The organism is Bacillus sp. GW823-FHT06A11 (genome assembly GCF_058795355.1).
Map to the genome: position 1 here is coordinate 452,368 of NZ_JBXAHS010000001.1, position 12,230 is coordinate 464,597.

The 12,230-nt window shown below is 35.3% G+C and carries 16 protein-coding genes; 4 read left to right on the plus strand and 12 right to left on the minus strand.

Going from position 1 to position 12,230, the window contains the following annotated elements:
- Positions 1-30 precede the first annotated feature (30 nt).
- The gene (locus AC1Q8L_RS02050) at positions 31-465 is read left to right on the plus strand and encodes a hypothetical protein (protein WP_001174535.1); all 435 of its coding nucleotides are present in this window, start codon (positions 31-33) and stop codon (positions 463-465) included.
- A gap of 57 nt (positions 466-522) precedes the next feature.
- Here the strand turns inward: AC1Q8L_RS02050 and AC1Q8L_RS02055 are convergent, their stop codons facing one another.
- Complete coding sequence (locus tag AC1Q8L_RS02055) at positions 523-1,203, minus strand: DUF3600 domain-containing protein (protein WP_000050703.1); 681 nt, start codon at positions 1,201-1,203, stop codon at positions 523-525.
- On the minus strand, positions 1,200-1,778 hold the full coding sequence (locus AC1Q8L_RS02060) for a sigma-70 family RNA polymerase sigma factor (protein ID WP_000642664.1): 579 nt from the start codon (positions 1,776-1,778) through the stop codon (positions 1,200-1,202). The genes AC1Q8L_RS02055 and AC1Q8L_RS02060 overlap by 4 nt, the downstream gene beginning before the upstream one ends.
- A gap of 208 nt (positions 1,779-1,986) precedes the next feature.
- Here AC1Q8L_RS02060 and AC1Q8L_RS02065 point away from each other — a divergent pair, with 208 nt between their 5' ends.
- Together AC1Q8L_RS02065 and AC1Q8L_RS02070 are read left to right on the plus strand one after the other, a co-directional pair.
- On the plus strand, positions 1,987-2,973 hold the full coding sequence (locus AC1Q8L_RS02065; RefSeq protein ID WP_000644636.1) for a quinone oxidoreductase family protein: 987 nt from the start codon (positions 1,987-1,989) through the stop codon (positions 2,971-2,973).
- A gap of 29 nt (positions 2,974-3,002) precedes the next feature.
- Positions 3,003-3,641 carry a zinc dependent phospholipase C family protein gene (locus AC1Q8L_RS02070; RefSeq protein ID WP_000535626.1) on the plus strand — a complete coding sequence of 213 codons (639 nt, stop codon included), beginning with the start codon at positions 3,003-3,005 and terminating at the stop codon, positions 3,639-3,641.
- 44 nt (positions 3,642-3,685) lie between these two features.
- Here the strand turns inward: AC1Q8L_RS02070 and AC1Q8L_RS02075 are convergent, their stop codons facing one another.
- The 6 genes from AC1Q8L_RS02075 to AC1Q8L_RS02100 form a co-directional block, all read right to left on the minus strand.
- A complete protein-coding gene (locus AC1Q8L_RS02075) occupies positions 3,686-4,069 on the minus strand; it encodes a VOC family protein (protein ID WP_000581475.1) in 384 nt (127 codons plus the stop codon).
- A 56-nt stretch (positions 4,070-4,125) separates the two neighbouring features.
- The gene (locus AC1Q8L_RS02080) at positions 4,126-4,935 is read right to left on the minus strand and encodes a sugar phosphate isomerase/epimerase family protein (protein WP_000375208.1); all 810 of its coding nucleotides are present in this window, start codon (positions 4,933-4,935) and stop codon (positions 4,126-4,128) included.
- A 193-nt stretch (positions 4,936-5,128) separates the two neighbouring features.
- Positions 5,129-6,298: a DEAD/DEAH box helicase gene (locus tag AC1Q8L_RS02085; protein ID WP_000588611.1), complete on the minus strand. Its 1,170-nt coding sequence runs from the start codon at positions 6,296-6,298 to the stop codon at positions 5,129-5,131.
- 19 nt (positions 6,299-6,317) lie between these two features.
- Entirely contained in the window at positions 6,318-6,845 is a 528-nt protein-coding gene (locus AC1Q8L_RS02090; protein ID WP_000460216.1) for a hypothetical protein, read from the minus strand.
- 90 nt (positions 6,846-6,935) lie between these two features.
- Complete coding sequence (locus AC1Q8L_RS02095; RefSeq protein WP_014482011.1) at positions 6,936-8,624, minus strand: formate--tetrahydrofolate ligase; 1,689 nt, start codon at positions 8,622-8,624, stop codon at positions 6,936-6,938.
- A 94-nt stretch (positions 8,625-8,718) separates the two neighbouring features.
- Complete coding sequence (locus AC1Q8L_RS02100) at positions 8,719-9,399, minus strand: class I SAM-dependent methyltransferase (RefSeq protein ID WP_000206577.1); 681 nt, start codon at positions 9,397-9,399, stop codon at positions 8,719-8,721.
- A 335-nt stretch (positions 9,400-9,734) separates the two neighbouring features.
- On the opposite strand from AC1Q8L_RS02100, the gene AC1Q8L_RS02105 reads away from it, so the two are divergent.
- Positions 9,735-10,073, plus strand: coding sequence for a hypothetical protein (locus AC1Q8L_RS02105; protein ID WP_001253201.1), 339 nt, complete (start codon positions 9,735-9,737; stop codon positions 10,071-10,073).
- Positions 10,074-10,102: 29 nt separating this feature from the next.
- Here the strand turns inward: AC1Q8L_RS02105 and AC1Q8L_RS02110 are convergent, their stop codons facing one another.
- The 4 genes from AC1Q8L_RS02110 to ytfJ all read right to left on the minus strand — a co-directional run bounded on the left by AC1Q8L_RS02110 (position 10,103) and on the right by ytfJ (position 12,119).
- Positions 10,103-10,315: a hypothetical protein gene (locus tag AC1Q8L_RS02110; protein ID WP_000798747.1), complete on the minus strand. Its 213-nt coding sequence runs from the start codon at positions 10,313-10,315 to the stop codon at positions 10,103-10,105.
- A 69-nt stretch (positions 10,316-10,384) separates the two neighbouring features.
- On the minus strand, positions 10,385-10,705 hold the full coding sequence (locus AC1Q8L_RS02115) for a hypothetical protein (RefSeq protein WP_000761185.1): 321 nt from the start codon (positions 10,703-10,705) through the stop codon (positions 10,385-10,387).
- A 51-nt stretch (positions 10,706-10,756) separates the two neighbouring features.
- Complete coding sequence (locus tag AC1Q8L_RS02120; protein WP_000014088.1) at positions 10,757-11,533, minus strand: hypothetical protein; 777 nt, start codon at positions 11,531-11,533, stop codon at positions 10,757-10,759.
- A gap of 160 nt (positions 11,534-11,693) precedes the next feature.
- On the minus strand, positions 11,694-12,119 hold the full coding sequence (gene ytfJ, locus AC1Q8L_RS02125; protein WP_000349991.1) for a GerW family sporulation protein: 426 nt from the start codon (positions 12,117-12,119) through the stop codon (positions 11,694-11,696).
- Positions 12,120-12,230 lie beyond the last annotated feature (111 nt).

Genomic DNA, 12,230 nt, shown 5'->3' on the forward strand with positions numbered 1-12,230 from the left:
TATATTTTGAGTAAAGGATGGTGGAATATAATGCAAAAAGTGATGCTATACCTCTGCTTCACATTATTTATCGTCTTATTATTATTTGTAGGAGTAAAAATTCAATTTTATTTAGATACAGATGCACAAGTGAACTTTAACGTTTATCCAAGATTATTCTACTTTACACTCTTCCCTCTTATAGTTGGCATTTTATTACGCTTCCTTCAATCTATTAATCGCGAAACGAGTAAACAAAACTGGAGCTTTCAACCGGATAAATTTATTGCTATTACAGTGCCTACACTATTCATTTCCTTTTCCCCAGCACTACTCTTTTCACCACTTGCCGAATACCTACCTTATTTAGTTAATATTATTCTAATAAATACAACTTTTGTTACGATTATTAGTTTAATAGCTGGTTATTCACTATTAGATTGTTTTATACAAAAGGACAATGCAACGATGAAAAAATATAATTGAATGCTCTATTTTCTTTTAATAAAGAAAGCTCAAAGCTAAAGCTTTGAGCTTTTTTACTTATCTCACCTTTTCATCTACATACTCCATAAACTGCTCCGCTTTAATAAATCTTTCTTTGTACGCCTCAGGCACTTCTTCTACTGTTATCCCGCCACTCGATTTCGTTTTTACTAACACAGTTTGATGTGACATTAATGCCTCCATATATTGTTCATACTCTTCAGGAGTTAGTACTTCTTTACTAGATTTATGGCCATTTAATTTATCAAAATACGGATGAAGCTCCATTACTACCTTTTTCAATTCCTCTTTTTTAGCTGGTGATAATTGATCATAATCTATATTACCATTCGAATCCCCGTACGCAAGCTTTGCATTAGTTAATTTTTTCAGTTCTTTTGTAAACTCTTCATATTCCTTCGAACTCATTTCATCTTTCGCTTCTGATAATTTTGCATTAAAACGCATATACGTTTCTAATGTCATCGCTCCGGCGTGTTTTTTTAAATTCTCAAAAGATCCGTATATACCATCCGCCATAATAGATTGATATGCAAAACCGGTCGTAGGGATTAAAAATGCTGCTGCAAGCACTCCGGCGATAAGACGTTTCTTCACCTTACTTCCCCCGCGATTCATTTTGATTTGAACAATTACTTTTTCTTTTAACTCCGGCGGGGCAACAATCCCCTTCGCTTCTTCTCGTATAGATTCTCTAACTCTACAATCTAAACTCATTTCACATTCCCTACCTCTCCTAAAAAGATTTCTTCTACTTGCTCTTTTTGACGTAGTTTTTTTAATGCCGCATGAATTCTAGACTTCACTGTACCAATTGGAATATGTAATATTTGTGCTACTTCTTCTTGTGAATATTCGTATAAGTATCTTAAGATAATAACTTGTTTCAATTTATACGGTAATTTATGAATGAGTTCGATTAGTTTTTGGTTTGATATTTTACTTACAACATCGTTAGAAAAATCAATTTGCACCGGCTTTCTTTGCTCTTCTGCTTTTTTCATAATTCGTAGTCGCATCCACCTCTTTCTTCTATAAGAATGAATTTGTTTAATCGCAAGCCCAATTAGCCAAGGGCGAAATGGCTTCTCGCTATCATATTTACGAAGCGATTCATATAGCTGTATGTATACTTCTTGAACGACATCATCTACATCCGTTTTATCTTCAATTAAAAAATGTGCTGTTTTATATACTTCTTGAATCGTTACATCATACAATTCGCTATACGCTTCTTTATTTCCTGATAAAGTTAATCGAATTAAATGTGCGTAATCTATTTCAGCCTTCATATTCCAGCCCTCCTTTGTCTTACACTATATATTGGCAAGTAATTCATATTTCGTTCGATTTTTCCGAAAAAATTTTTTATATAAATTAATATTATGATCCGATGAGTTCATAAGCTTCACTTATAACCACACATAACTATTATATAATTTTCCAATTTCTGATAAAGATTTAAAATGATTTATATAGTCAAATTTAGGAGGATATATGATGAAAGCTATCGTTGTAACGTCGTTCGGTGGTCCTGAAGTGATGAAATATACAGATTTGGATATACCGGCTATTTCAGAAGATCAAGTTTTAATTCGCGTTGTTGCTACTAGTGTAAATTTCGCTGATATTAAATCACGTTATGGCAAAAAAGGAAATAAAGCACTACCTTTTATTCCAGGTATAGATGCAACTGGTATTGTAGAACGCGTCGGTTCTCATGTGAAAAATATTCAACCTGGACAGCGTGTCATTGCTTTTCCTCAAAATGGATCTTACGCAGAGTACGTTGTTTCAAATGAAAATCTCACTTTCGTTTTACCCCATGAAGTCGACTTTCAAACCGCAGCTGCTTGTCCGATCGTATCTTTCACAAGCTATAATTTACTCGTGAATGTTGCAAGGCTTCAACAAAATGAATCCGTGCTGATTCATGCAGCTGCTGGCGGAATTGGTACTACCGCGATTCAACTTGCAAAACGATTAGGGGCTGGAACAGTTATCGGTACTGTCGGAAGTGAAACGAAAAAAGAAATCGCTTTAGATGCTGGAGCTGATTATGTTATTTGTCATCAAGATGAAGATTTTGTAGAGAAAGTCAATGAGCTGACAAACGGAGAAGGAGTGAATATAATTTTGGACTCTATTTCTGGAACTGTCTCTGAAAGAAGTTTAAACTGCCTAGCTTATTACGGTCGCCTCGTTCATTTCGGTAATGCAAGCGGTAAAATTGGCAATTTCAAAACGAAAGATTTACACGCAAGTTGCCGCTCTATACTAGGCTTTAGCTTTGGCACTACACGGAAAAAACGTCCTGAACTACTCCAAGAAACGGCAAATGAAGTTTTCCGTTATTTGCGTGACGGAAGTTTGCAAATGAAAGCTACAAAATCTTTTCCCCTTCAAGATGCAGGGAAAGCACATGAATGGGTCGAAAGTAGAAAAAGTACAGGGAAAGTAATACTAACTGTTCAGTCTTCTTCCTGAAATGAATACTTGAAATAGAGGTGGCATTCATGGGATCACGAATTATGCATGTTATTATCGCTAACGGTATTGCTGAGAAACTATCTATTCAAGATAAAACTTCTTTCTTACTTGGAGCTGTAGCCCCTGATGCTGTTCATTCAAAAAAAGAAAAAGGAACCTCACATTTTTATGCTGGTACAACGAAGAACTATACGAGAAGAATAGATTATGATTCATTTTTTCATAAATACGAAGCACATATAGATTCCCCCTTTATTTTAGGCTATTACACCCACCTCATTGCCGATGATAATTGGCTAAGTGGCTTTTTTCTACCATGGCTAAAAAATAGAATAGAAAATGACGAAACTATCGCACCCCTGTACTATAACGATTTTAAATTGTTAAATGCAAAGTTGCTTCATCATTACGATAAAGAACAACAGCTCTTCTCTCTTCTCAATCAAGAGGCTCACATTGTGGATATTGAAGAGGTTTCTAAAGAAAACGTTTTAGCTTTTCGAAAGTATCTTTTTGAAGATATGTTGTATCCCGAGCAACATTTGCATGAAGACTTACAGGTGTTTACGTTTAATCAAATTGTCGGTTACATTGAAACCGCTATTGAAAAAGGTGCATTTTTTATTAAACAACTCTCTCATGAAAAATCCACTTCAAAGATTTAATCCCCCTCAATATATTTGAGGGGGATTTTCACATAGCAATATTATTATTGATTCTTCTCCATAACCGCAAAATAATTCCCTTCACTATCAGCAAAGTTAAACACTTTACCAGAAGGCATAGTTACCATTTCTCCAACAGTAACATTTTTATTTTTTAAACCTGCATATAATTGATCCAGATTTTCTGAGAAGAACATTAAGGACGGTGTACCAAGATTTAATTCTGGGCTCATTTTCGAAATAACTTCTTTATTATGTAATATAATGCTCGTTTCAGCACCATTAGTTGGAGCAATTTCAATCCATCTCATTCCTTGCTTGTTATCTTCCTCCGCAACTACATGAAACCCTACCTTTTCCGTCCAAAAATTTACTGCCTCATCTTGATTATTTACATATAACATAATTTGTCCTACTTTATGAATCATTTGTATTCCTCCTATTGTTTTTTTACATTCTATGTAGCTTTCTACAGCTGGTATCGTTATTCCTTTTGAGTTGGTATGTACTTCTTTGCAAAATTTATCGACTGACTCATCCCATCCAGTTCGTCAAAATAATTGTTTCTTTCAATCATGTTATATCCGTCGAATCCAATTTCATCTAATACTTTGAAGAATATATCGAAATCCACTTCACCATTTCCTACCCCTACTTCTATATACTTACTTGAACTATTACTTTTCACTTCTTTACAATCTTTAATATGAGTTTGTACTATATAATCTTTTAATAGTAATAAACCTTCTAACGGATTTTCATTTACATCACTTATTAAATTTGCTGGGTCAAAGTTAACAGCTAGTCCTTTCGAGTTTGCATTTTCTAAAAATCGTTTTAATACTATTGCTTTTTCAGATCCTGTCTCAATAGCAAAGACTCCCCCAAATTTGAATGCTAATTCCCCTATCTCATAACAAACCCGCACCATTTTATCATAGCTCTCACTTTTTTCATCATCTGGAACTTTCCCAATATGAGCTGTTATTATCTTTGCTCCCAGCTCCAAACCTCTGTCAGTAATATATTTAATCTGATTTATTGCACTGTCAGCTTCTGTTCCTGTAATTCCATTTTCTCCAAAACTAATTGCTAATGATGGAATCTTTATCCCATTAAAAGATAAGCTTTTCTTTAAAGCAGTCCATTCTACCACTGGAATATTAGCTAAGTTGAAGTTTTTATTCATAGCATATAATTGAGTATATTCTAAATCCCATTCCCTTGCTTTTTGTATTCCTTCGTTTACTTCAATATGTTTCGTATTCAAAAACATTCCTAATTTCCTATCCATATATGTACCTTCTTTTTATTATTTCGCATCAGTTTAATATTCGACTTTTTTATATTACTTCCTTGTACAAACTAAATGAGAAATGATTCACCCTTATCGATATTTCTTATAAGATAGATACATTTAAATTCCCTTTGTTATTCAATTACAAACAAAAAGACGTAACTATAAATAGTTACGCCTTCCCCATTATTTATCTAGGCTTTTTCTTCCCAGTAAATGCTGGTTTCTTTTTCTTAGGTGCTGGTGGCTTCGATTCTACAAATGTTCCTTTGAACATTTCTTGCTTCGTAAATACGATGCCTAGTTTTTTCGCAAATTGTAGTAATTTGCGCTCTTCTTGTGGAGTTACAAGAGATACGACAGTTCCTTCTTTACCCATACGTCCTGTACGTCCTGAGCGGTGAATATATTGGTCTACTGTGTCCGGTAATTCTAAGTGAATTACATGTGTTAAATCATCAATATCAATACCGCGTGCTGCAATATCAGTAGCAAGTAGAATTTCTAATTTTCCGCCGCGGAATGCACGCATCGTTGCTTCACGCTCTTGCTTACCTGCTTCTGCATGAAGAGCTGCTGCTTTCATTTTACGGAACTGCAATTTCTGAGTAATTTCATCTAAACGGAATGGGTCGTTTAAGAAAGCAACTGCTTTTACATCGCCCATATGCATAATTCTTCTTACATAATCATTTTTTTCGCGTCGCTCACAAATGATGTACGTATGCTCAACTAAGCTTTTTGACTCTGCACGTGTTACACGTACCACTTGTGGTTCAACTGCCAAATCACGTGCCGCGTCTTCTGCCGCTTTGGTAATTGTCGCTGAGAAGAATACTAATTGACGGTCGCGCATCGTTGATTTAATTACATCTTGTACTGCGCCCATCATCTTTTGTTTTACAATTTGATCAAACTCATCAAATACAATTGTTTTCACTTCATGCATTTTTAGCTTTTTCATACGAATTAATTCTAAAATACGTCCTGGTGAACCGACAATTACTCTCGGATGTTTCTTTAATTTTTCAACTTGGCGCTTAATATCTGCACCACCAATTAAAGATGCACCTGAAATTTCAGTTCCTGCTGTAAACTTTTGAACCTCTTCATGAATTTGCATTACAAGTTCACGTGTTGGCGCTAAAACAACAACTTGTGGCTGTTTTACTTCAGGATTAATTTTATGTAAAAGGGGTAATAAGTACGCTAACGTTTTTCCTGTTCCAGTTGGAGATTCAGCTATAACGTCTTGTCCTTCTAAAATAGTTGGAATCGCTTGTTTTTGAATTTCAGTTAATTCTTTAAAACCAGCCTTCTCCCAAGCTTGTTGTAAAAATGGTTGCATATCTTTTATCATTTGTTTTTCTCCTTTATCTCTATTTTTGAAGAAAATGCTGTATTGTTCGCACCGTTTCTATCATGTGTGAAATAACAGCTATTAAATCATCAACATGGTCTTCTGTAATCGCTTTTTGAAATAGAACCTCTACCTTATTATGATATGAAATCGCTTGCTTATTATATTCGTATGAAACTTTCTGCATAATCATTCTTTCTTTTCCCCATATAGAACGCATTAAAGTTTCAATTTCTTCGCATCCTACTTCTGGTTGTTCTAACGGGAATGAAAATGCTAGCTTCATTTCACAACCTGGTGTAAACTGAGGCACTTCTAGTATTTCACCAGACAAGTTCTTTGCATCCACAGATAATGAAAATGTTGCTTCTACTAATGGTTCGAACGGTTCTGTTAATTGAAATGAGATATGATATATACGACTTAATGAGGCAAGGTCCATCATATCTTTTCGATCTGTTACAAGAATATCTCCATGTAGATCAAAATCATACACAGCACCTTCTACGATTACTTTTAAATTGTCAAAAGCAGTTGGATCAAACATAATTTCCTCCAAAAAACAGGCGCCTTTCGATGGAAAGGCGCCACTTGATGTATATATAGTTTACAGATAAACGAGATGAATTACAACCTTTTAGAATAAACCTACTGCTTTTCCATCTTCATTTACATCCATTTGAAGTGCTGCTGGTTGTTTTGGAAGACCTGGCATTGTTAACATTGTACCTGTTAACGCAACGATAAAACCTGCACCGATAGATGGTTTTAGCTCACGAATTGTAACGATAAAGTCGGATGGACGACCTAATTTCGTTGCATCGTCAGAAAGAGAGTATTGTGTTTTCGCCATACAAACTGGTAGGTTACTCCAACCTTCTCCTTCATATTGAGCTAATTGCTTACGTGCTTTCGGGGCAAATTCAATATCTTTTGCGCCATATACTTTTTGAGCAATTGTACGAATTTTTTCTTCTAATGGTAATTCTAATTCATAAAGTGGTGCGTAGTTGTTCTCACCTTTTTCGATTTCTTTTAGTACTTTTTCAGCAAGGTCAACTCCGCCTTGGCCACCCTTCTCCCAAACTTCTGTTAAGGATACGGCATAGCCACGCTCATTACACCACTCTTGTAAGTATGTAACTTCTGCATCTGTATCTGTAATGAATTTATTAATTGCAATTACGAAAGGCACACCGAAGCTTTGAATTGTTTCAACATGCTTCTGTAAGTTTTCCATACCTTTTGCTAATGCATCTACATTTTCTTCTTTTAATTGATCTTTTGCTACGCCGCCATGCATTTTAAGTGCACGAATCGTCGCAACAATAACAACTGCTTCTGGTTTGATACCAGCTGCACGAGCTTTAATATCTAAAAACTTCTCAGCGCCTAAATCAGCACCGAATCCAGCTTCTGTAATAACATAATCACCTAATTTTGCTGCCATTGTTGTAGCGATAACACTGTTACAACCGTGAGCGATATTCGCAAATGGTCCGCCATGAATGATAGCTGGTGTATTTTCTAATGTTTGTACTAAGTTTGGTTTTAATGCGTCTTTTAATAATAGCGTTAACGCACCTTCTACACCTAAATCTTTAACCGTTACAGGTTGATTTGCAAAGTTATAAGCAACTACGATGCGAGATAGACGCGCTTTTAAGTCTTGAATATCTGTTGCAAGGCAGAATACAGCCATAATTTCAGATGCGACTGTAATGTCAAAACCGTCTTCACGTGGTACACCTTGTACAGGTCCACCAAGACCAATTACTACGTTACGAAGGGCACGATCATTTAAGTCAACACAGCGTTTCCAAACAATTTTACGCGTATCAATTCCAAGTGTGTTTCCTTGTTGGATATGATTATCAATAAACGCTGCTAATGCGTTATTAGCAGTTGTGATCGCATGGATATCTCCAGTAAAGTGAAGGTTAATGTCTTCCATTGGTACGACTTGTGAAAAACCGCCACCTGCTGCTCCACCTTTTAATCCCATCGTCGGTCCAAGAGATGGTTCACGAAGTGCAATTACTGTTTTCTTACCAATTTTGTTAAAAGCTTGACCTAAACCAACTGTTACTGTTGATTTACCTTCTCCAGCTGGAGTTGGGTTAATTGCTGTTACTAAAACAACTTTACCGTCTTTCTCATCTTGTAAGCGCTTAAAAATATCAAGAGATAACTTACCTTTATAATGCCCGTATGGCTCTAATTCATCTTCTAAAATATTTAAATCAGCTGCAATTTCTTGAATCTTCTTCATACTCGCTTCTTGTGCGATTTCAATATCGGATTTCACTGTTGTAGTAGTTGTCATATACCCTAGTCCCCCTTTAATTGGTTCTGATGATATTGTATCAGTTTTTTGTATTTTCTGCACTTATTTACCTCCTAAAAATTCTTTCATTTCTTTATACGTTTTTTAACATAAATACCCATAAGAATGTTAACGATTGTTGTAACTCTGTAGGTAGTTGACCTAACATCTTCTCATTTACTCCGCGCTTATATACGCCGATGCCATCTATAACTTTAAAACCTTGTTCTTTCGCTAACTGTTCAAATTCCCAAGGCATCATCGTATTACAAACAACGTCTTTTCCATACAAGCGAGGATAACTGTTCTCTCGTGGCTTTGCTGTCGGTCCTAAAATTGCAATACATGCATATCCATCTTTCTTTAACACACGCTTTATTTCATTTAACGCTCGTAATGGCTCTTCCGTCCACTCTAAAGAATTAATTGCCATAATTGATTCAAATTGCTCATTTTCAAATGGTAATGCAGAAAGATCTCCTTTTATAAAAGATAAATTTGGTCCTTCTCCGCGCTCCTTACCTTTTTGAATCATCACTTCCGATAAATCTACTCCCACTGCTTTATAGCCTGCGCTACTTAATTTATATGTACCGTACCCATCACCACAACCAACATCGAGCACTTGTGCTTCTTTCTTTACGTATTGTTCAAAAAACGGAATAATTGTGCTCCTACTCCCGCTATCCCACATTTCCTGACTATTTTTATTCCAAAACTCCGCACTACTATCCCATTTCTTCTCTGCTGATTCATGCCAATTAAATGTTGTCATACATTCCCCTACCTTCACGTATTATCATTCATTTCATTCTACATCATTTTCCAAAATTCCTGTTTTATCCCGCTTGCAGTAAGACACCTACCTCAAAATTCAATGGATGCGGACCAGTTAATGGGAGAGAACTGCTCATAAAAATCCAATTGTTGCTGGCTGATAATCAGTCGTGATGGAAAAAATCCCGCACTTTATCTTCAATAGGAAATGGATATGTTAACGATGGAATACGTATTCTCCATTTTTTGCTTTACTTGGGTTTAACTCATACTCATGTTCTTACCTTTATGTAAGATACTATAGGTACACCCAATTGAAAGAGAGGGATGTACATGCGAAGAAAGAGAAATCATCATTTTAAAAGTGGTGAAAAAAACGAAGAGTATGCTGCTGAAATATCACCAGCTGGCATACCAATTAGACATAAGCGTAAAGAAATTGCAAATGAAATAGAAGGTACAAATACCGGCGCAATGGTAGGCTATGTCGCTTTATTTCTTTCGTTATTCTCCATTGCTTTTTATCCAGTTACGCTCGGCTCCCTAGCAATTTTAGTTGGCCTATTAGCTGTCAATTTCGGAGCAAGAACACTTGGATATACAGCAATTGGTTTTGGTAGTTTTTCTGTTTTATTTACTTTACTTTATCCGCTTGCTTTGTCAGCGTTTTAAAAAAACACACCAAGTTATACTTGGTGTGTTCATTCATGATACAACATAATATGACCGCATCCACAACAATGTTTCGCTGTAATTTCTTGAAACACTGGATAATTTTCTTCATCCCTATGCTCAATAAATACTTTTTCAAACCGATACATGTTTGGTGCATATGCCCAATCTTGTTTCGTACGTGCATATAATGTTGAGGAAAAAAACTCCTCACCACCGCAAACGATACATGTGTTCTTCATCGCTATCCCTCCTATGCTTGTCTTACTTCATCTATATGAACATAAGCATAAAAAAAAGACCTTCTATTACTAGAAAGTCTTCTCTGAAACAAAAAGAAATGTACCAAACATTCCTACTCCGCTATATTCTTTTGAAACACCAGCTTCTGTTTTAAATGTTTGCTTTACAGTCATAAAGAATACACCATTTCGTGCATCTGTACTTTCAAATTGTAGTTTTTCTTTTTTACCATCTACATTTTGCGTGCATTCAAAACTACTCTCATTACAATTCAACGCATACTTATCCTCTAAATACAAATTAAAATCAGATTCTTTCGGACAAGTAATAAGTAGTATCGCCACGAGAATAATACTTACAATACCCACAATTGTATAATATTTCTTCATTTTTTCTCCTTTCAAATGACAAGAAAACTTGACTTCATGCGCCAAGTTTTCTTAGTCAACAACCCATTGCCACTCTTGTTCTTTCTTATCAAAAATGAGCCAACCTGTTTCTGTTGCTTGTTCTTTCAATTCATCAATGTTATCTAGTACCTCATCCGTACTTTCATACGAACCAACTACATATACCGGAATTTCAAGACCTCTTCTTGACTCAATTTTTCCTGCTAGATCAATGTAAAGACCATCTTCCATTAGTGGAATAAGTCCCATAATCAATTCTTTTGAAATCGCTGGGAAAATTTTTGATTTTTGAAAGAAAGAAAAACGTTTCTTACCGAAAGCACCGAGTTTATACGGAATGACTTTACTTAACATTCCTACAAAATCGGCAATTCTACGATAATACACTTTGTTGTACCATCCGTCATCATGTGAAAAATAAACAAATCTATTTTTCAGTAACGGAAAGAATGTTCTTGCAAGTGGTTCTTTTTTGTGAGCCAAATATAATAATTCTGCAATTTCTTTCGGCTCTAATTCATCTAAATCGCTTGCATCATCAAAATCTACCCAACAAAATTCATCAAATTCATCAATCTCTGCTTGAATTAACTTATGTATATTTTCTTCCTCAACATATTCAAATAAAGTATGATAATGAAAATCCGTCCATTCAAAGTTGTGCTTCAAAAGCAACACTTGATGAAGCGGTGAAGGGATGTTACTCGCAAACTCTTTAAACGTAATTCCTGATGTAATAAAACAATGACCTCGACGATTACCATTAATATATATCATATTCTTTACTTGGTCAGATCCTCCAGACAAAGCACCTAGCCACCTTCGTTTTATATGTTTCAATTCTATAGCATATTTTAACATGAAAAATTTTAGAAACATAGAAAAAACTTCAAAAACTATTTACAATTTCATGTGTTTTATTACATAGTGATTACAAGAAAAAACGCCTGCTCATAAGCAGGCGTTTTTAAAGGATTTCATCAGGGTTTTGAGGATGATGATTTCCCTCTTTCTTTTCTTCTTTTTGGAACATCGATTGAATTTTATCAATTGTTTGTGGAGCTAATTCAATCATTTTTTCTGCTAAATGTGTCGCATTTTGTAAATGAAGAATATTTACTCCATCTTTATTCACCACAAGAAATGCTACTGGTGTAATAGAAACACCACCCGCGCTACCGCCACCAAATGCAGGGTTACCGTTCGCTCTTTGTCCATCATTCGTTTGGAAATCAGAACCTCCTGCTCCAAAACCGAACGCTACTTTAGAAACCGTTAACACCACACCACCGTCAGCCGTTTGAACAGGCTCTCCAACAATCGTATTTACATCAACCATTTCTTTTAAATTTTCCATTGCTGCTTTCATTAACCCTTGAATTGGATGATCCACCGTTCATAACCTCCTTTGTCATATCTTTCCTAGTTTTTCCGAAAGTTTGTGAACTAAACATAAAATTTTATATTGATTTCAAAAAACTTAAGTTGTAATATTTAGAAAAAA

Excerpts from the sequence above, each read along its gene's own strand:
- AC1Q8L_RS02085 (WP_000588611.1), bottom strand. The coding sequence starts at position 6,298 with ATGATAAAAGATATGCAACCATTTTTACAACAAGCTTGGGAGAAGGCT.
- AC1Q8L_RS02070 (WP_000535626.1), top strand. The coding sequence starts at position 3,003 with ATGGGATCACGAATTATGCATGTTATTATCGCTAACGGTATTGCTGAG.
- AC1Q8L_RS02050 (WP_001174535.1), top strand. The coding sequence starts at position 31 with ATGCAAAAAGTGATGCTATACCTCTGCTTCACATTATTTATCGTCTTA.
- AC1Q8L_RS02075 (WP_000581475.1), bottom strand. The coding sequence starts at position 4,069 with ATGATTCATAAAGTAGGACAAATTATGTTATATGTAAATAATCAAGAT.
- AC1Q8L_RS02055 (WP_000050703.1), bottom strand. The coding sequence starts at position 1,203 with ATGAGTTTAGATTGTAGAGTTAGAGAATCTATACGAGAAGAAGCGAAG.
- AC1Q8L_RS02100 (WP_000206577.1), bottom strand. The coding sequence starts at position 9,399 with ATGACAACATTTAATTGGCATGAATCAGCAGAGAAGAAATGGGATAGT.
- AC1Q8L_RS02115 (WP_000761185.1), bottom strand. The coding sequence starts at position 10,705 with ATGAAGAAATATTATACAATTGTGGGTATTGTAAGTATTATTCTCGTG.
- AC1Q8L_RS02095 (WP_014482011.1), bottom strand. The coding sequence starts at position 8,624 with ATGACAACTACTACAACAGTGAAATCCGATATTGAAATCGCACAAGAA.
- AC1Q8L_RS02090 (WP_000460216.1), bottom strand. The coding sequence starts at position 6,845 with ATGTTTGATCCAACTGCTTTTGACAATTTAAAAGTAATCGTAGAAGGT.
- AC1Q8L_RS02080 (WP_000375208.1), bottom strand. The coding sequence starts at position 4,935 with ATGGATAGGAAATTAGGAATGTTTTTGAATACGAAACATATTGAAGTA.
- AC1Q8L_RS02060 (WP_000642664.1), bottom strand. The coding sequence starts at position 1,778 with ATGAAGGCTGAAATAGATTACGCACATTTAATTCGATTAACTTTATCA.
- AC1Q8L_RS02105 (WP_001253201.1), top strand. The coding sequence starts at position 9,735 with ATGCGAAGAAAGAGAAATCATCATTTTAAAAGTGGTGAAAAAAACGAA.
- AC1Q8L_RS02065 (WP_000644636.1), top strand. The coding sequence starts at position 1,987 with ATGAAAGCTATCGTTGTAACGTCGTTCGGTGGTCCTGAAGTGATGAAA.
- AC1Q8L_RS02110 (WP_000798747.1), bottom strand. The coding sequence starts at position 10,315 with ATGAAGAACACATGTATCGTTTGCGGTGGTGAGGAGTTTTTTTCCTCA.